Annotated in this window: 14 protein-coding genes; 9 read left to right on the top strand and 5 right to left on the bottom strand. The window is 56.3% G+C overall.

Annotated features, from left to right (window positions below):
• The first annotated feature begins 37 nt into the window (after positions 1 to 37).
• Genes ACR0L1_RS12495 through ACR0L1_RS12510 form a run of 4 tightly spaced genes read left to right on the top strand, consistent with a single transcriptional unit; the run spans position 38 to position 5,623 of the window.
• Positions 38 to 847, top strand: coding sequence for a SapC family protein (locus ACR0L1_RS12495; protein WP_480503726.1), 810 nt, complete (start codon positions 38 to 40; stop codon positions 845 to 847).
• Complete coding sequence (locus tag ACR0L1_RS12500) at positions 848 to 2,185, top strand: TolC family protein (RefSeq protein ID WP_480503725.1); 1,338 nt, start codon at positions 848 to 850, stop codon at positions 2,183 to 2,185.
• Entirely contained in the window at positions 2,182 to 4,329 is a 2,148-nt protein-coding gene (locus ACR0L1_RS12505; RefSeq protein ID WP_480859136.1) for a type I secretion system permease/ATPase, read from the top strand. The genes ACR0L1_RS12500 and ACR0L1_RS12505 overlap by 4 nt, the downstream gene beginning before the upstream one ends.
• Complete coding sequence (locus tag ACR0L1_RS12510; RefSeq protein WP_170773358.1) at positions 4,313 to 5,623, top strand: HlyD family type I secretion periplasmic adaptor subunit; 1,311 nt, start codon at positions 4,313 to 4,315, stop codon at positions 5,621 to 5,623. The genes ACR0L1_RS12505 and ACR0L1_RS12510 overlap by 17 nt, the downstream gene beginning before the upstream one ends.
• Positions 5,624 to 5,695: 72 nt before the next feature.
• Here ACR0L1_RS12510 and ACR0L1_RS12515 read toward each other — a convergent pair whose 3' ends face one another.
• From ACR0L1_RS12515 to ACR0L1_RS12525, 3 genes are all read right to left on the bottom strand, one after another.
• Entirely contained in the window at positions 5,696 to 6,397 is a 702-nt protein-coding gene (locus tag ACR0L1_RS12515; RefSeq protein ID WP_170785802.1) for a response regulator transcription factor, read from the bottom strand.
• On the bottom strand, positions 6,397 to 8,310 hold the full coding sequence (locus ACR0L1_RS12520; protein ID WP_480551285.1) for a PAS-domain containing protein: 1,914 nt from the start codon (positions 8,308 to 8,310) through the stop codon (positions 6,397 to 6,399). Before ACR0L1_RS12520 ends, ACR0L1_RS12515 begins: the two co-directional genes overlap by 1 nt.
• A 64-nt stretch (positions 8,311 to 8,374) precedes the next feature.
• The gene (locus tag ACR0L1_RS12525) at positions 8,375 to 9,850 is read right to left on the bottom strand and encodes a sulfatase-like hydrolase/transferase (protein WP_480859322.1); all 1,476 of its coding nucleotides are present in this window, start codon (positions 9,848 to 9,850) and stop codon (positions 8,375 to 8,377) included.
• Here ACR0L1_RS12525 and ACR0L1_RS12530 point away from each other — a divergent pair.
• The 5 genes from ACR0L1_RS12530 (at position 9,770) to ACR0L1_RS12550 (ending at position 14,007) form a co-directional block, all read left to right on the top strand.
• Entirely contained in the window at positions 9,770 to 9,967 is a 198-nt protein-coding gene (locus ACR0L1_RS12530) for a hypothetical protein (protein WP_480859326.1), read from the top strand. The two genes, ACR0L1_RS12525 and ACR0L1_RS12530, sit on opposite strands and share 81 nt — an antisense overlap.
• 129 nt (positions 9,968 to 10,096) lie before the next feature.
• Positions 10,097 to 11,221 carry an ABC transporter permease gene (locus ACR0L1_RS12535; RefSeq protein WP_170785795.1) on the top strand — a complete coding sequence of 375 codons (1,125 nt, stop codon included), beginning with the start codon at positions 10,097 to 10,099 and terminating at the stop codon, positions 11,219 to 11,221.
• A gap of 1 nt (position 11,222) precedes the next feature.
• Entirely contained in the window at positions 11,223 to 12,038 is an 816-nt protein-coding gene (locus tag ACR0L1_RS12540; protein ID WP_480503720.1) for an ABC transporter ATP-binding protein, read from the top strand.
• 5 nt (positions 12,039 to 12,043) lie between these two features.
• Positions 12,044 to 13,360: an MlaD family protein gene (locus ACR0L1_RS12545; protein WP_170789940.1), complete on the top strand. Its 1,317-nt coding sequence runs from the start codon at positions 12,044 to 12,046 to the stop codon at positions 13,358 to 13,360.
• A complete protein-coding gene (locus ACR0L1_RS12550) occupies positions 13,357 to 14,007 on the top strand; it encodes an ABC-type transport auxiliary lipoprotein family protein (RefSeq protein ID WP_170785788.1) in 651 nt (216 codons plus the stop codon). Before ACR0L1_RS12545 ends, ACR0L1_RS12550 begins: the two co-directional genes overlap by 4 nt.
• On the opposite strand, the gene ACR0L1_RS12555 is transcribed toward ACR0L1_RS12550, so the two are convergent.
• Together ACR0L1_RS12555 and ACR0L1_RS12560 are read right to left on the bottom strand one after the other, a co-directional pair.
• On the bottom strand, positions 14,004 to 15,920 hold the full coding sequence (locus ACR0L1_RS12555) for a vWA domain-containing protein (RefSeq protein WP_480859139.1): 1,917 nt from the start codon (positions 15,918 to 15,920) through the stop codon (positions 14,004 to 14,006). The two genes, ACR0L1_RS12550 and ACR0L1_RS12555, sit on opposite strands and share 4 nt — an antisense overlap.
• Entirely contained in the window at positions 15,917 to 16,456 is a 540-nt protein-coding gene (locus ACR0L1_RS12560) for an RNA polymerase sigma factor (RefSeq protein WP_170773347.1), read from the bottom strand. Before ACR0L1_RS12560 ends, ACR0L1_RS12555 begins: the two co-directional genes overlap by 4 nt.
• Positions 16,457 to 16,494 lie beyond the last annotated feature (38 nt).

Consider the following 16,494-nt stretch of genomic DNA (forward strand, 5'->3'; position numbering starts at 1 on the left):
GAAAATCGGCGGTGTCTTATATCCGCATGAGGTGAATATGGCACAGAACGGTCAGTTTCCACTGACGTTTTCGAGGTACCAAGGAAAATACTGGAAACGTTTTACCTCTTTTCGCTTTGCGCAAAACCTCACGGAATGTCCGATCGTCGAGAAAGAGATTCGTCAGGTTGCGGCGGCTTTTCCGATCGTGTTTCGGCGCGCGGGCACTGAAATTCACCCCTTTGCTTTGCTGAGTCTAAGCGGCGCCCGCACCCCTTTCGTCTCAGATGATGGGCGATGGTTGGCAGGCTATGTTCCATCCGATTTGCGCTGTCCTCCTTTTCGCTGGCGCGCCAGTCAAGATCCAGCCAAGCAGGACTTGAACGCAGAGGGGCTTTTGGTCGACGAGTCACTGGGATTTGTAGGTCAGGAAGGAGAACCCTTCTTCAATGCCAGCGGTGATCTAACGCCTGAACTGCGCCAGGTCTTTGGCTTCTTAAAAATGCGGGCTCAAAACGAACAGAAAACCGCAGCGATTTGCAATAAATTGGATACGTTTGACTTGCTGCAATCCGCCGGAATGCACGAAGGAATCGAATTTCCCGAAGGTATTCTTATCGTAGATTCTGGAAAGCTGGCAGCCCTGACCGACAAAGACAAACTGGCGCTGATCAATGATGGAACGCTGCGGCTGGTTCACGCCCATCAAGTGTCGTTGTCTCATTGCGCTTGGCTGGCAAGCGCCGAGCGAAATCTGACAACTTGTCAAGTCCAAACCTCGTACACCGAAAATTCAGATCTATCGGGTTTCCTCGGCGCAATGGCCCTCGCCCAATGGAACGAAATTCAACAAAACGGTAGTTATTAAATGCGGCTATCCCCTAGAAGACTGGTCCTTTACTTCATCCTCTCAGGCTGGCTTACCGCTTGCGCTTTCGGACCGAATTTATCTTATGTCGACTCGTCTCTTTCCGCTGGTGCAGTCGGTCGCGGGGCCACTGCTCCTTCACTGACCCTGCTTCGAACGTCTTTTGGGCAACGCGTTAAGCAGGCGGTCGAGGACAACCCGAGCCTTGCGGAAAGTGAAAGCCGCTATAAAAGAGCTACCGCAACCGAAGAAGCGGCACGTGGAGCTTTTCTTCCCCAAGTAAATCTCGGTCTCAGCGCTCGATCGCAACGGTCCGATTCCGACCTTGCGAATTTCACGCCCTACGTTCGTATTTCCCAACTCGTCTATGATGGCGGGGTCGCCTCCAGTGAGCTAATCGCAGCAAAAGCGCGCGTCCTTGAAAGCAGGGGAGACCAACTGCAAACAGGGTCCGCAATAGCTCTTGCAGCAATCGAAGCATACGTTTCGGTTCTCAGCCGTCGTGAGATTTTCGACATTTCAGTTCGAAACGTCGAAGTTCACGAAGATATCCTGCACCAGATCACTGAAAGGTCCTCTCTTGGTGCCGGATCAACGGCGGATGTCATGGCGGCGCGATCTCGAATGGCGGATGCGCAGACACGCCTCGCAGATGCACGCGCCAGAATCGACCGTGCCGAAGCGCAATTCCGCGACATCTTCGGCCAACAGGCCGGGGATCTATCGAAGCCGGCAAAGGCGCCGAAGCTGACGCGAACAGACACGGAAATTGTAGTGAACAGCCCTCAGGTCAGACGAGCAGACGCGGCCTTATTGGCCGCTAAGGCAGATTTGACAGCGGCTTTGGCACGCCGTCGTCCGGGCGTTGAATTGGCTGCCTTTGCAGACCGCGACGATGACGATGATACAGATTTCGGAATTGACCTGTCCGTGAACTATGAGCTGGATAGCACCGGCCAGCGCCGCGCTTCGATTTCTGCCGCTGAAGCCAGAGTAAGCGAAGCCGAATTCGCGCGCGAGACGCTGATACGAGATATCCGGCGCGAGCTTGACTTTATTCGCTCTGACCAGCAAGCCGGCGCCAAGCGACTGCAAGCTGCCAAGATCGCCGCGAAGGCAAACGAAGACAGCGTGGAGGCAGCGCAGGCGCAATTCACCATAGGTCGGCGTAGTCTCATCGAAATTCTCGACGCCCAACGTGACTATGTAAACGCTCAGGAAAGGCTGATCCTGGCAGATCAGAATTTCTTTTTGACGAACTATGCTGCGCTCAGTTTGACAGGTGACATTTTGGACCTTCTCGGCCTTGAGGTCGTGACCCAGGGGGCAAGACAATGACACAACAACAAATTCTGATTGGGCCGTCCAAAACGTCTGGGCTTGAAACGTGTTTTTTGCATGTTGCAGCTCATCTCGATCGTCCACTTACAAGCGCTGCATTGAATGCCGCACTAACCGGAGACGGCGGCGGGCTGACCATTCACGACCTGCTCGAGGTGGCTCAGAATGCTGGGTTGCAAGCCGGTTATGGGCGTTGGGCGCTCGGGGATTTGGACAGTAGTTTTACGCCCGCAATTTTACTTCTGACAGATCAACACGCCGTCGTCTTTCACGGTTTTTCGGAAAACGGCGATCTCCTGATTTTTGACCCAAAGATGGGAAACGAAATAACCGAGATCGAAGGGGCTAAGTTGGCAACGATCTACACTGGCTACGCGATATTGTTTCGGCGCGTGCACAACGAAGATCACAACAGGACATTCAGACCCGAGACCGGTCATTGGTTTTGGTCGGCCATTGGTTCAAACCGCTGGTCCTACGCGCAAGTTGCGCTTGCGGCTGCGGTGGCAAATTTGCTCGGGCTTTCCACATCTGTCTTTATCATGGTGGTCTATGATCGAGTGCTACCCAATGAAGCAACTGAATCGCTGATCGCATTGACCCTTGGTGTCGGTCTAGCACTGGTATTCGACTTCTTCCTGAAACTGTTGCGCGCCGGGTTTATCGACCGAGCAGGTCAAAAATCGGACAGGATGATGGGACGACGCATTTTCGACCACCTTCTCAACATTCAGATGAAATCCAGAACCGGATCGACGGGCGCTATGGCCAGCACAGTTCGCGAGTTTGAAACGCTGCGCGAGTTTTTCACCTCGGCAACCTTGGTTGCTGTCGTTGATCTGCCTTTTGTCGCTTTGTTCGTATTCGCCATCCACCTTGTTGGTGGCCCTCTTGCCATAATACCAGCCATGGCAGTGCCAATCGTGTTGCTTTCGGGGCTGGCCGTGCAACCGTTTTTGTCCCGGTTGGCCGAACAAAACTTTTCCGGAGGGCAATCCAAACAATCCGTTTTGGTCGAAACGGTTTCGGGACTTGAAACCATCAAAACGACGGCCGCTGCCAATCAGATGCGTTGCCGTTGGGAAGGTGCGGTCGAACGGCAGGCATCACACAGTGTAAAAAGTCGAGCTATTACTCAATTGGCTCTTAACCTGACAGGGTTCACTCAGCAAGCAGCCCAGGTCTTGATCGTGTTCTATGGTGTCTTTCTGATCACCGAAGGGGCGACCAGTATGGGTGCCCTTGTCGCCTCGGTCATGTTAACCGGTCGGGCTCTCGCCCCTTTGGGGCAACTCGCGCAAACGTTGACACGCGCAAATCAGGCGCGCAGCGCGTACCGCAATCTGAACGCGCTGATGGAAGCAGAAAGCGAGCGTCCCCAAGGGAGGACATGGATCACCCGTGGCACTATTGAAGGACGTATCGCATTTAAGAACGTCTCGTTTTCTTACCCTGGTCAAACCCGTGACACCCTCAGCGATGTGTCCTTCGAAATTGAAGCTGGCGAAAAAGTCGCAATTCTAGGCCCCATCGGGTCGGGCAAAAGCACTATCTCGCGGCTATTGCTGGGTCTCTACCAGCCCCGCGCAGGGTCAGTGATGCTGGATGGTGTAGACATCCGACAAATTGATCCAGGCGACCTGCGGCGCAACATTGGTTCAGTGCTTCAGGACATATGGCTGTTTTCGGGAACGATCCGTGAGAACATTGCCAGTGGCACGATCAGGCCGCAAGATCAGGACCTAATTGACGCAGGGCAAGTTGCCGGAGTGGAAGATTTCATCGCCGACCATCCTGGCGGTTATGACCAGCCTCTTGCCGAACGTGGCGAGGGATTGTCCGGCGGGCAACGCCAAGCCATTGCCTTGGCACGGGCTTTGATTGGCCGTCCTCCGGTACTTTTACTGGACGAACCCACGAGCGCGATGGATGTGAAAACCGAGGCTGAGGTCATAAAGCGCCTGTATAGCGCTACCAAACGCGACACGATGATTATCGTGACCTATCGCACCAGCCTTCTGGCGCTTGTTGACCGGATTATCGTGATCGAAAACGGACAGGTTGCCGCAGATGGGCCAAAATCGATTTTGACACGGCAGCCACGCCCCAATGGGAGGCATCTGAATGTCGCAGCATCCTGACTTTGCATCATTGGCCAATGAAATAAGGGGGCAATCTCCTTGGCGCGGTTCTGTGTTGTTGTTTGCAATTCTGGCTTGCCTGCTGACAGTAGGGTTCTGGGCGTATTTTACTGAGTTGGACGACGTCACACGCGTGGACGGGCGCATCGTTCCATCAGCCAATGTTCAACTCATCGACGCCACAGAATCCGGCGTATTGCGATCGCTGCACGTCAAAGAAGGCCAAATCGTGGATGAGGGCACTTTGTTGATGGAGTTCGACACCACGCAAATAGACAGCCAACTCAATCAGGAACAACAAAGGGCTTTTGGCTTGATGGCCAGAGTCCACCGGTTGCAGGCGGAAATAAACGAAACCGAATTGCGATTTGCGCCAAGGCTGGTCGAAGGCGCGCCGGAAGTCGTCAGATCGGAAGCGGCCCTATTTGACGCCCGGCAATCCGAGTTGAGATCTGAGATCGCGATCCTGGAGCGACAACGACAACAACGTCACCGGGAATACGAGGAAAGCTTGGTTGATCAGGTAACTGCCGACGAAACCTTGCAAATCCTGGCAGAGGAACGCGCCATCATGACACCATTGGTCGAACAGCGCATGGAACCCGCGACGACACTGCTGACGTTGCGACGAAATGAGGCCGAATGGGAGGGGCGGCTTACACGGGCTGTTGCGATCACGCATCGCTTGAAAACCGGGCTGGATGAAATTGACGATCGGATTTTAGCAGCGCAAAGCCGGTTTCGAAGCGCAGCATTGACCGATTTGGCGATCACTACGGCAGAACTTGCGACCCTACAACCTCTTTTACCGGCCCTTAAGGATCGTGCCGAACGTGCCCAAGTCAAATCCCCAATGCGCGGCGTGGTTAATCGGATCTACCGTACTACGATCGGAGGGCTGGCCAGAAGCGGAGAAGAGTTGATCGAGATTATCCCTCTCGACGATCGCTTGCTGGTCGAAGCCTATGTAAAACCGGAAGATATCGCCTTTCTGCGCGCAGGGCAGCCGGTCAAAGTAAAGATTACGGCCTACGACTTTGCCCGTTATGGTGCATTGGATGGCCAGATCACGCGGATTGGAGCCAACACCATCACCCGGTCCGAGCGAAATGACGAAGAGGTTTTTGTCGTCGAAATTCAGACCAAACACTCGATTTTGGATGCCAATGGTGTAGAAGTGGAAATCATCCCAGGCATGATCGCAGAAGTGGATATTTTGTCGGGCAAGAAAACCGTGCTGGACTACGTTTTGCGTCCCGTCGTCAAAGTCAAAGACCAAGCGTTTCGCGAATAGTCCCGTCTGAAAGCCTCCGCATCTCATGTACAAACTGGGTAGCGGGGTCTCGACGACTATGAGACCGTCCGATCAGGCCCACTCAACATCCCCCAGAAAAATATAGCCTGCGCCATAAATCGTCTTGATCAGACGCGGATTTTTAGGGTCTTCACCCAGCTTCGTCCGCAGCCGAGATATGCGCACATCCATGGCCCTGTCAAAACTGTCACCGGCTCCCCCACCCAGCGCCTCTTGCATCTGAGCGCGGCTGATCAAGCGTTTAGGACTTTCAAGAAACAGTCGTAGAACTTCGCCTTCCGCATGGCTGAACGAAGTTTCTGCACCATCCTCGTTCTCAAGGATGTAGCGATCGAAATAAGCCGACCAGCCGTTAAAGCGGGCCGTATCCGACTGCACGGCCTGTACCCGCGGCGATCGCAATCGGGCGCGGATACGCGCAACAACTTCGGCAGGATCAAAGGGTTTGGTGATATAGTCATCGGCCCCCAATTCAAGCCCTGTGACGCGGTCCTGAACTTGCGCTCGGCCGGAAATGATGATGACTGCCGCGCCTTGCTCCAACGCCAACCGGTGCACCAGCGCCAAGCCGTCCGTGTCGGGCAGAGACAGATCCACAAGGCAGACATCGGGTGTGGCGCGTTTTAGCGACGCCTCGAATTCGCGGGCTCGGGCGAAGCTTTGAGTCCGGAACCCGGCATCTTCCAGGGCATCGGTCAGGATGCGGCGGATTTCAGGTTCGTCATCGACGATGGTGACCAATGGCTGTGTCATCAAGCGACCTCGGATCGGAGAAGGGCGGAAAGTTGTGCCCGCGTAAAGGGTTTGCGCAGAACAGGGGCGCGCGTCAGAGCTTCGCGGTGTAACGGGTCGGAATATGGCAGGGATGTCATCAGGATTGTTGGTAAACGTGACCGCATCCGTGTCAGCAAGTCCAAACCGGTTGCATCCCCTTCAAGCCGAATATCTGACAAAACCAACGCGATGTCGTTCAGGTCACTGGTCAAAGCCAGCGCTTCATCGGCAGAGGTGGCTTCGATTACAGTGAACCCCAGATCAATCAGCATATCGCGAAAGTTCTGGCGCAAGGCATCGCTATCTTCGACCAACAAGACCAACCCTTCCTGCACCGGCGGCGCGGGACGATAGGGCAGGCGCAGGACGACGGATGCACCGGACGGCGTGTTGCGCAGGCTCAGATCGCCGCCTGCCAGTTTCACCGTGTCATAGACCATTGGCAGCCCCAGGCCCGATCCTTTGTCGCCCTTGGTGGTAAAGAACGGGTTCAGCGCCTTGTCCAGCGCCTCGGGCGAGAAACCGGGGCCTGTATCGGACACCGCAATTTCGATCCAGATCGTCCCGATCGTATGTGCGCTGATCGTCACCTGCCCCGAGCCGCCACAGGCATCGCGCGCATTCAGAACCAAGTTCAACAATGCGTCCTGCACCATGCCCGGATCCAGCATCAGCGCCTCATCGGGCAAAGTATTCACCACCGAAAGACCCACGCCGCGTGGCAGGGAGGGTGAGGCAAGGATACGCAAATCCTCTAATAAACCTCGCATATCGGTTGCCTTGGGCTGCGGAGTTCTGCTGCCGGTCATGTCAGCGATCCGGTTTAGAAGCTGGCCGCCCCGGCGCGCCGTCTGTTGCGTAGCAGCCACAAGTTCTCGGGCGCTTTCGGGCAGATCCATCTTTTGCAACCGCGACTGTATGCCCAGAATGATCGTCAACAGGTTCGAGAAATCATGCGCCAGCCCGCTGGTCATCTGCGCGGCCATCGCCCGACGACGTGTTTGTTGCAGCGCGACTCTGGCCTGCGTTTCTTCGGTTATGTCCACCGACATGACATAGACGCCTCCTTCGCCATCTGGCGTGAACGAGACCCGAATGCGACGAGAATCCTGATCCTCGTTAAACTCAAAAACCGAAGGTTCTCCGCCATAGGCATTTTGCAAATGCGCTTCGACCCGGAGATATGTGGCCGATCCCAACGCTTGCGAAATATGCATCCCAAGTATATCGGACGGCCGGCCAGGCAGTACGGTGCTCAGACGGCGGTTCGAGTAGTCATAGCGTCCCTCAGAATCCAGATGCGCGATATGGGCTGGCATCATTTCTGTCGTCATCCGGGTACGGGCTTCGATCTCGGTCAACTGTCGCTTGGCTTCCTCTAGCGCCGAGATCGTCGCAGCCAGTTTCCGGTTTGTTGCTGTCAATTCTTCGGCCCGGTCCAGAAGTTGTTCGGACAATTCCTCGGATCGGGCACGCAACAGGGCCTCAGCCTGTTTGGTGTTGGTTATGTCGGTATAAACGGCGACCCAGCCACCTTTAGGAAGCGGTGCCCCCTCGACCGAGATCACCTGCCCATTGGCCCGCACGCGTTCCATATAGTGGGGTTCGAAAGCAAGTGCCTGTTGGACACGCTGTTCAACGATTGTATCGACATCGGCTACGTCGCCATATTCGCCAAGTTCGGCAAGATATCGGATCGTGTCATGAAAGAACGCGCCTGGCTGGACCAAGCGATCCGGCAAATCGAACATTTCCTGAAACGGACGATTACTGACGACCATCCGCAACTGGCTGTCATAGATCGACAGCCCCTGACCAATCAGGTTTAGGCCTGCGGTCGTCATGGCCTTTATGTTCTTGTCAGTTAAGTCCAAACCCGTCCTCCCCGACATATGCGTAGCACCGGATCTTTCACAGGTGTAGAGGGCACAGGCGCGACATTCGCGCCGGTGCGCGTCAATAGCGGGTTTGCACCTTCGGTCCATCCGAGGTGATGGAGTGCAAGGACAGCGTATGATCCGTATTGCGCATCCGGTGACGTAGCATCTGCCGCCCCAAACGGGCCAGATCGATCGCAAATGCGGGGTCGTTGGCTACGTTTTGCATTTCACCGGACTGTTGGTGATCGAATAGAATGGGCGGCAGGTCGGCGGCAAATTCGACCAAAGTAAACCGCGCGTCGCGCAAGATGGACAGGTTCGAGTCGCTATGGCCGGTTCCAAGCCGCTGTTGCCATAGAGTTTTTGCTTGCGGATCTCCGAAATCCAGTTCGCTGTAGGTGTAATTGCGCCAATCTTCGGGCGCGTCCCCCGTCAGCAAGGGCAGCAATGACCGTCCGTCCATCGCATTGGGCGGCGTCCGGCCAACCCAGTCGAGGATGGTGGGCGCGATATCAATGGACTCGGTCGGAACGGTCACAACCTGACCGGCCTGTGCCTGATTGCCCGGCACCCGAATGATCAGTGGCGTATGATAGGCGGCGTCAAACACCGTCATTTTGCCCCAGCTATGATGATCGCCCAGCATCTCGCCATGGTCTGCGGTCACTACGATAAGCGTCTGCTCATACTGGCCACTGTCTTTCAAAAACTGGATAACTCGCCCAATATGGTGATCGACCTCTGTGGTCAGGCCCAGATAGACGGACCGCAATGTCTGAATATTCTGATCACTCGGTTCGACTTCATCGAACCCCAACACAACGTCACCTACGCTATGGCGATCTATGGTCGGCTCAAAGAACGGGTGCATGGCGCGATCTTTCGCCTCGTCTGCGTGCCGGATCGGCAAAGGCAACGCGTCGGGATCATACATGTCGTTATAGGGCGCCGGGGCCACCAGCGGCGGATGCGGCCGAATATAGGTCAAATGCGCAAACCAGCCCTGACCGGCCATCGGCGCCATATGGTTCAGGAAGCTGTCCGTCAGAAAGGCTGTGTCGCTGTCCTCGGCCCAATAAGGTGCGGGATCGTTCAGCCTTGGCGCGCCACCGTCGGGTGCGGTTGGCTTGTGAAGATCCCAATAGTCCTGAAACGCATAGCCCTTTTGCATCAGATGGGCGCGCCAAGGATAGGACTCCTCCAACCGCATCTCTAGCACTTCATCAAATCCAGGCATCGGATGCTCATAAGATTTGAGGATCGGGTCTGACGCATCATAGGCCCTTGGGTCCGCCGAAGTATCGGTATAGCCGAACAACATCGGGCGATACCCCGCCTTTCGCATTTCCGATGCGATGCTGGGCGTGTCATGCCGCAGGGGCGTTCCGTTGCGCACAGACCGGTGGTTCATCGCATATTGCCCAGTCAGGATAGATGCCCGCGACGGCCCACAGGGATTGGTGACTGAAAAATGGCGGTCAAAGCGGACGGCATCAGCTATCAACGCCCTGAGATTCGGCAGCTCGATACAATCCGCCAGAGCGCCGCTCAGACAATCTGCCCGAAGCTGATCAATAACAATGAAAAGGACATTCCCCGACTGCGGCATGTCAATTCTCTCAAACCCAAATTTAACCTGCGGCCACACTGTCCTGAACAGGTGAATTGAGCAATAGGTATAGACCATGCGCAATCAGGCTTTGGGGCTTGTCGCATTCACGACATGATGCAGGGACAAAATTGCTTCTTCCCAAAAAATTACATTGCAGCCCCACACTGTTTTACATCACATACAGCCATGACGCGACCTAGCCTGAATTCGGAAACAAGCGCCGACGGCGTTTACCTTCGGGTGTCCGGAGACTTGCTGACTCAGACACTCAGTAGCGTCGAACAGAGCTTTGCTGCGTATAAGCCTGACGATAGCAATCTGATCATTGATCTGTCTGGAATCCAGGCGCTGGACACCAGTGGGGCTTGGGTGGTTGCCGACCTTGCGCATAGGGCGAAACTGGCCGGAGCCGAGGTGCGGTTTCAAGGGGCGTTGCCCGCGTATTCCGACCTGATCGAGACGGTCACACGCAACATCCCCGAGGATCCGGAATCAGAAGACACTAGTCGCAGTTTCGCAGATTGGATCGAAAGTCTGGGCAAGCGGACTGCAGGAGGGTGGAAAGACACGCTGTCGATGCTGGAATTCCTTGGGATGACCCTGCACCGGTTGATGCGCACCCTAATGATGCCTCGACGACTGCGCGGTGCCGCGCTTGTGTCGCAAATGGAGGAAACCGGCTTTCGCGCCATTCCAATAGTCGCGCTGATGGGCTTTCTGATCGGGGTGGTTCTGGCGTTTCAGGGCGCAACCCAGCTGAAGCAATTCGGAGCCGAGATCTTCGTGGTCGAGTTGATCTCGATCTCGGTCCTTCGGGAACTGGGCATTTTGCTCACGGCCATCATCGTGGCCGGCCGCTCTGGCTCGGCCTTTACGGCCTCGATCGGGTCGATGAAAGTGCAAGAAGAGATTGACGCGATGAGGACCCTCGGCCTGGATCCGATCGAAGTTCTGGTCATACCCCGCGTCATGGCATTGCTGGTCATGCTGCCCATTCTGGGGTTCATTGCCAATATGGCGGCCCTGATCGGCGGCGGATTGATGAGCTGGATTGATCTGGGCGTCAGCCCCGGCATGTTCGCCACGCGTCTGAAAGAAAACACCGGCATCTGGCAATTTGCCATCGGCATGATCAAGGCCCCTTTCTTTGCGCTTGTGATCGGGGTGATTGCCTGCTGGCAGGCGTTACAGGTCAAGGGCTCGGCCCAAAGCGTTGGGCAGCGTACAACGGCGTCTGTGGTTCAATCCATTTTTATGGTGATCGCGTTGGACGCCTTGTTTTCCATCTTCTTTTCGGTGATGGGTGTCTGACATGGACGGGACTTTGCCGCAGCACAGCCAAAAGACGGACACACAGCGCGAAGCTGTTATCCGCGTGCGCAACCTGACCAACCAATTCGGCCCTCAGATCGTGCATCAAAATCTGGATTTAGATGTCTGGCGTGGTGAAGTTCTGGGCATCGTTGGCGGATCAGGCACCGGGAAATCCGTTCTGCTGCGCACGATCGTCGGGCTAAACAAACCGGCCGCTGGCAGTATCGAGGTTTTGGGCGTCGATGTTGTGAACGGCCCCGAACAGGAACGCCGCCGGATTGAACAGCGCTGGGGCGTTGCGTTTCAGGATGGCGCGCTGTTTTCCTCTCTGACCGTGTTGCAAAACATCATGGCGCCGCTTCGCGAACACACGGGCCTTAGTGAAAGTCTGATGTGCGCATTAGGAAACCTCAAGATCAGCCTTGTCGGCCTGCCACAATTTAGCTGCAGCAAGTTTCCGTCCGAATTGTCCGGAGGGATGCGTAAACGCGCCGCCCTTGCACGTGCGCTGGCGCTGGACCCCGAGATTGTCTTTCTGGACGAACCCACCGCCGGTTTGGACCCGATCGGGGCCGCCGCCTATGACGATCTGATCGGCGAGTTGCAACACGCGCTTGGGCTGACCGTTTTCATGGTAACTCATGATCTGGACAGCCTTTATGCCATCTGTGACCGGATTGCCGTACTTGCAGAAAAACGCGTCCTGGTTGAAGGTCCGATTGAAGAAATGACCAAAGTCGATCATCCTTGGGTGCAAGAATATTTCACCGGCCCAAGGGCACGCGCGGCACAAGAAAAAGGGCTAGGCAGGTAAAGGCAATGGAGACCCGAGCAAATTATATCCTGATCGGTGCCTTCACGCTTGCGGGCATTCTTGGTGCGTTCGGGTTCTTCCTTTGGCTCGCCAAATTCGAAATCTCGCGCCAATACGCGTATTATGAGGTGCTGTTCGACAATGTCTCGGGCCTCTCCGCCGCCGGTGGGGTCAGCTATAACGGGTTGCCCGTCGGACAGGTCATTTCGCTGGAGCTGGATGAGGACGATCCTTCGAAAGTACGAGTCCGTCTTGAGGTGGACGCGGAAATCCCGGTGACATCCGAAACTATTGCGCAATTGCAATCACTTGGGGTGACCGGCGTTAGTTTCGTGGAACTGACCGGTGGATCGTCAACCGCAGAACGCCTACCGCAGAACAGCCTGATCCAAAGCAAACGCAGCGCCATTCAGTCCCTCTTCGAAGGCGCGCCTTTGTTGATGGAGAAAGCCATCACCCTGCTTGAAGACATCAACGAGGTTGTAGACGATAAAAACCGGCAGGCCGTGTCCGATATTCTGGCCAACGTCGCCTCGGCCACCGGGCGGCTAGACAAGACTCTGTCAGATTTCGAATCCCTCTCGGCCGATCTGGGCGGCGCTGCCCGAGAGATTTCGGACTTCTCCAAACGCCTGGATCAGCTCGCCGATACGGCCGAGACCACTCTGACCACCGGAACCGACACACTGAATAGCGTCAAGACGGCCTCTGAATCCGCTGCCGCCGCGCTGGATAGCGCCAAGACGACTTTTGAGACCGCAGACCAGGTTATCCAGCAGGATCTGAGGCCGTTTATTGACCGCGCCTCATCTCTGGCAGAAAATCTGTCCGGCCTGTCAGATGAAGGCAGCGTGGCGCTTGCGACTGCCACGGAAACCTTCCTGAATGCCAACGAAACACTGGGCTCTATCACCGGTGCAATGGACACCGCAAAAGGCACGCTGACATCTGCCGAGAGCGCCTTTGATTCAGCCAATCGCGTGATCAACGAAGACGTGGGCGCTGTCATGGCCGACATCCGCAACGCCGCCAATCAGGTAGCAACCACTGTCACTAGCGTCACCGACAGGCTGGACGAGATTTCCAAGGATATCCTCAGCGCGTCGGAATCGGCCTCGAACCTGTTGGGAACGATTGACGGAATCGTCCAGGAAAATCGTCGTCAGATTTCGGATTTCATGCGCGTTGGCCTGCCCCAATTCACCCGGTTCATCGAACAATCCCAACGATTGGTGGTCACTTTGGATCGGCTGGTCGATAAGGTTGAACGTGACCCAGCGCGGTTTCTGCTGGGCACTCAAGCATCGGAGTTTCGCCAATGATCAGGTTTCTTCCTTTCGTTCTGGCGGCAGTGGTTCTTGCTGGATGCACCGGGCTGGGTACGTTGCAACAGGCGTCAAAGCCCAACGACCTGTATCTGCTGACGCCTAAAAGCACGTTTTCATCGTCGCTGCCACGCGTACAGAAACAGATCGTTGTAGAAGAGCCGACCGCAACGGCGGCGGTCAATACGGATCAGATTGCGATCCAGCCTTCGCATCTGCAAGTACAGTACCTGTCCCGCGCGCGTTGGGTCGACCGAGCTCCCCTGATCGTGCAGGCGCTAATGGTTGAAAGCTATGAAAACAGCGGCAAAGTGGCCGCGGTTGGACGGTCCACTGTTGGCCTTCGAGCAGATTATGTCATCGTCCCCGATCTGCGCGAGTTTCAGGGCATAGTCGTCAGCGGCACCGATGGCGAGTCGACCGTTCGCATAGAAGTGCGCATGAACATCAAGATAATCGACGAGTTCGAAGACAAGATCATAGCGTCGGGTTCGTTTCAAGAAGCCGTGATTGCCGAAAGTGAACAAACCCCGGATCTGGTCAACGCTTTCGATATCGCCCTGGGCAAAACCATGCGCGACGCGGTCGAGTGGAGCGTTCGAAGAATACACACACACTCGACCAATAACCCAAGGTCGTTCTAATCGGCCAAGGACTGGGCCAGGCGCATCAACATGATTGCCTCGGCCCTGTATCCAAACGGATCGTCCCCCCGTGCCGCCGTGGCCATATCGATGGCTTGCGGATAAGACCAATTGCCCAGATATTCACCGCCCCGCAGCGCCTGGGCGTATCCCGCAATCGCGTGGGAAAACGCGACATCGTCCGTCACAACGCCCTGGTCGAAACGAATAGGGTTTTCGATCAACTGGCTGCGGTCCGATCCGGGTTGCTTGTAGCGCAATTTGAAATATCCGATCTCCTCGTCCGTATCCGCGACCACCTGAGACGCGCCATAGCGCAAGGGACCATTGCGGATCGCGTCGGAGCCGACAGGTGTGACTTCGTAAATCGCAGTCACACTGTGCCCTGCCCCGATATCGCCTGCATCGATTGCATCATTGTCAAAGTCCTGACGCCGAAGTGCCCGCGTCTCATAGCCAATCAGGCGATATTCGGCGATTTGCGCGGGGTTGAACTCGACCTGAATTTTGACATCATTGGCAATCGGAAACAGCGCGCCGGTCAGTTGATCGACCAGCACTTTGCGCGCCTCACCCAGCGTGTCGATATAGGCCGCCTGCCCGTTCCCGTTCTGCGCCAGCGCCTGCATCGTGGCATCATCCAGATTGCCGCGTCCAAAGCCCAAAACGCTCAGATAAGTTCCGCTGTCGCGTTTCCGAGCGATGAAGTCCTTCAAAGCCTCCGGATCCGACAGCCCCACATTGAAATCACCGTCTGTTGCCAGAACGACCCGCGTCACCTCGCCATCCGACGCAATCTCCTCGGCCACCTGATAGGCCTGTTGCAACCCGGCTTGTCCGGCGGTCCCGCCTCCAGCCTCGAGCTTATCCAGCGCCGCCAAAATCTTACTCCGCTCGGTGGCCCGGGTCGGTTCCAGCACCTGCCCTGTATTGCCCGCATAGGTCACGATTGAGACCTGATCTTCAGGCCCAAGTTCCGACAGCAACAGCCGGAAAGACTGTTTAAGAAGCGGCAGCTTGTTTGCATCCTGCATCGAGCCTGAACTGTCGATCAAAAACACAAGATTCAGGGGCGGACGTTCGGCAATCTGGGGCAGCGCGCCCTGAATACCGATATGCACAAGCTGCGTTCCCGCGTTCCAAGGCGTCGGGCTGACCGTGATCGTCGGACGAAACGGGGCCTCACCATCGGGTGCCGGATAGGCGTAGGGGAAGTAATTCAACATCTCTTCCACCCGCACCGCGTCTTTCGGCGGCATCTGACCATTCAACAACGAGGACCGGACAATTGCATAGGATGCCGTGTCCACGTCGATCGAGAAGGTCGAAACTGGGTTCTCGGCCGTGACTTTCAGTGGATTGATATCGGCGTTTGCGAAGGCTTCTGTGTTCGGAGTTGATGCGACTACGACGTCGGGTGCAGCCGGGGCGATCCGGGCAACCTCGGCGACATTATCTCGACCGAGGCGAACCGTCGGCTCGCTGTTTGCACCTTCCGCGCGCTTGCTCAGCGCCTGCGGGGCAGCGGCGATAGCGTCGGCAAATTTTTCCTCGGCTTGTGGCAACGGCTGAGGGATAGTTGCCGGTTCAACAACCCGGCTTTCGATCTGGTCCGTCACGCGCAGCGGGCCAGTTTGCATCTGCGGGACAATAAGCACCAATGCGATAGCCCCAAGGGCTGTTGTAGCGGTCAGAACACCACGGGAAGTCAGGGAATTCAGCATGAAAATCGCTCCTTCTGTCAGGCGGGCTACTGGGCCACGCTTGACAGTGGGACGTGCGCCGACGCGAGATCCTTGGGCACGCGCAAAAGATTTTCGTGCCCGGTCCAGATTATTCGCCCGGCGTGCGCTGTCGGGGGCGGGTGTTGCCGCATCCATCAGCGATTTGAGATGGTCAAGATCGTCGGTCATTGGTCCAATTCCTCTTGCCGCATGGCCCGCAAGCGCTTTCGGATGTCCGACATACGCCACGAGACCGTCCCTTCAGACACGCCCAGAACCTCAGCCGCCTGCGCGTGGGTCATCTCTTCCTCAAGGGTCAGGGCAAGCGTCTCCTGCAAATCCTGCGGCAGGCTGCGCATTGCCCTTTGCAACCAATCCACGGCCTCGGCGGCCTCGGTCGCTTCGGCCCGACGCATCTGTTCGACGTCGCCCCACCCTGCTGCGGCGCGACTGTGAGAAGTGGCGCGGCGACGCGCATCCTCGGCTGCATTGACCACCACACGATAAAGCCATGTGGTGAACTTGGCCCGCGCCTGAAAGGCCTGGACTTTCAAAGGAAGCGCCGCGCAGATATCCTGCGTCAGGTCCTCAGCCTGATCCGCCCGCCCGGTCAGCCGGAAACACAGCCGGAAAATCCGGTCATAGTGGCGCCGCAAAAGAGAAGCGAACGCGTCCGCGTCGCCTTTTGCCGCCGCCCGGGCCAGATCCTCATCCGATGTTTCCATACGCATCACGATGAGTAAGACGGATGGAAAAGGTCAAT

The sequence above is a fragment of the Ruegeria sp. J8 genome (assembly GCF_056531925.1).

Excerpts from the sequence above, each read along its gene's own strand:
- ACR0L1_RS12495 (WP_480503726.1), top strand. The coding sequence starts at position 38 with ATGGCACAGAACGGTCAGTTTCCACTGACGTTTTCGAGGTACCAAGGA.
- ACR0L1_RS12500 (WP_480503725.1), top strand. The coding sequence starts at position 848 with ATGCGGCTATCCCCTAGAAGACTGGTCCTTTACTTCATCCTCTCAGGC.
- ACR0L1_RS12505 (WP_480859136.1), top strand. The coding sequence starts at position 2,182 with ATGACACAACAACAAATTCTGATTGGGCCGTCCAAAACGTCTGGGCTT.
- ACR0L1_RS12510 (WP_170773358.1), top strand. The coding sequence starts at position 4,313 with ATGTCGCAGCATCCTGACTTTGCATCATTGGCCAATGAAATAAGGGGG.
- ACR0L1_RS12515 (WP_170785802.1), bottom strand. The coding sequence starts at position 6,397 with ATGACACAGCCATTGGTCACCATCGTCGATGACGAACCTGAAATCCGC.
- ACR0L1_RS12520 (WP_480551285.1), bottom strand. The coding sequence starts at position 8,310 with ATGTCGGGGAGGACGGGTTTGGACTTAACTGACAAGAACATAAAGGCC.
- ACR0L1_RS12530 (WP_480859326.1), top strand. The coding sequence starts at position 9,770 with ATGGCGGTCAAAGCGGACGGCATCAGCTATCAACGCCCTGAGATTCGG.
- ACR0L1_RS12535 (WP_170785795.1), top strand. The coding sequence starts at position 10,097 with ATGACGCGACCTAGCCTGAATTCGGAAACAAGCGCCGACGGCGTTTAC.
- ACR0L1_RS12540 (WP_480503720.1), top strand. The coding sequence starts at position 11,223 with ATGGACGGGACTTTGCCGCAGCACAGCCAAAAGACGGACACACAGCGC.
- ACR0L1_RS12545 (WP_170789940.1), top strand. The coding sequence starts at position 12,044 with ATGGAGACCCGAGCAAATTATATCCTGATCGGTGCCTTCACGCTTGCG.
- ACR0L1_RS12550 (WP_170785788.1), top strand. The coding sequence starts at position 13,357 with ATGATCAGGTTTCTTCCTTTCGTTCTGGCGGCAGTGGTTCTTGCTGGA.
- ACR0L1_RS12555 (WP_480859139.1), bottom strand. The coding sequence starts at position 15,920 with ATGACCGACGATCTTGACCATCTCAAATCGCTGATGGATGCGGCAACA.
- ACR0L1_RS12560 (WP_170773347.1), bottom strand. The coding sequence starts at position 16,456 with ATGGAAACATCGGATGAGGATCTGGCCCGGGCGGCGGCAAAAGGCGAC.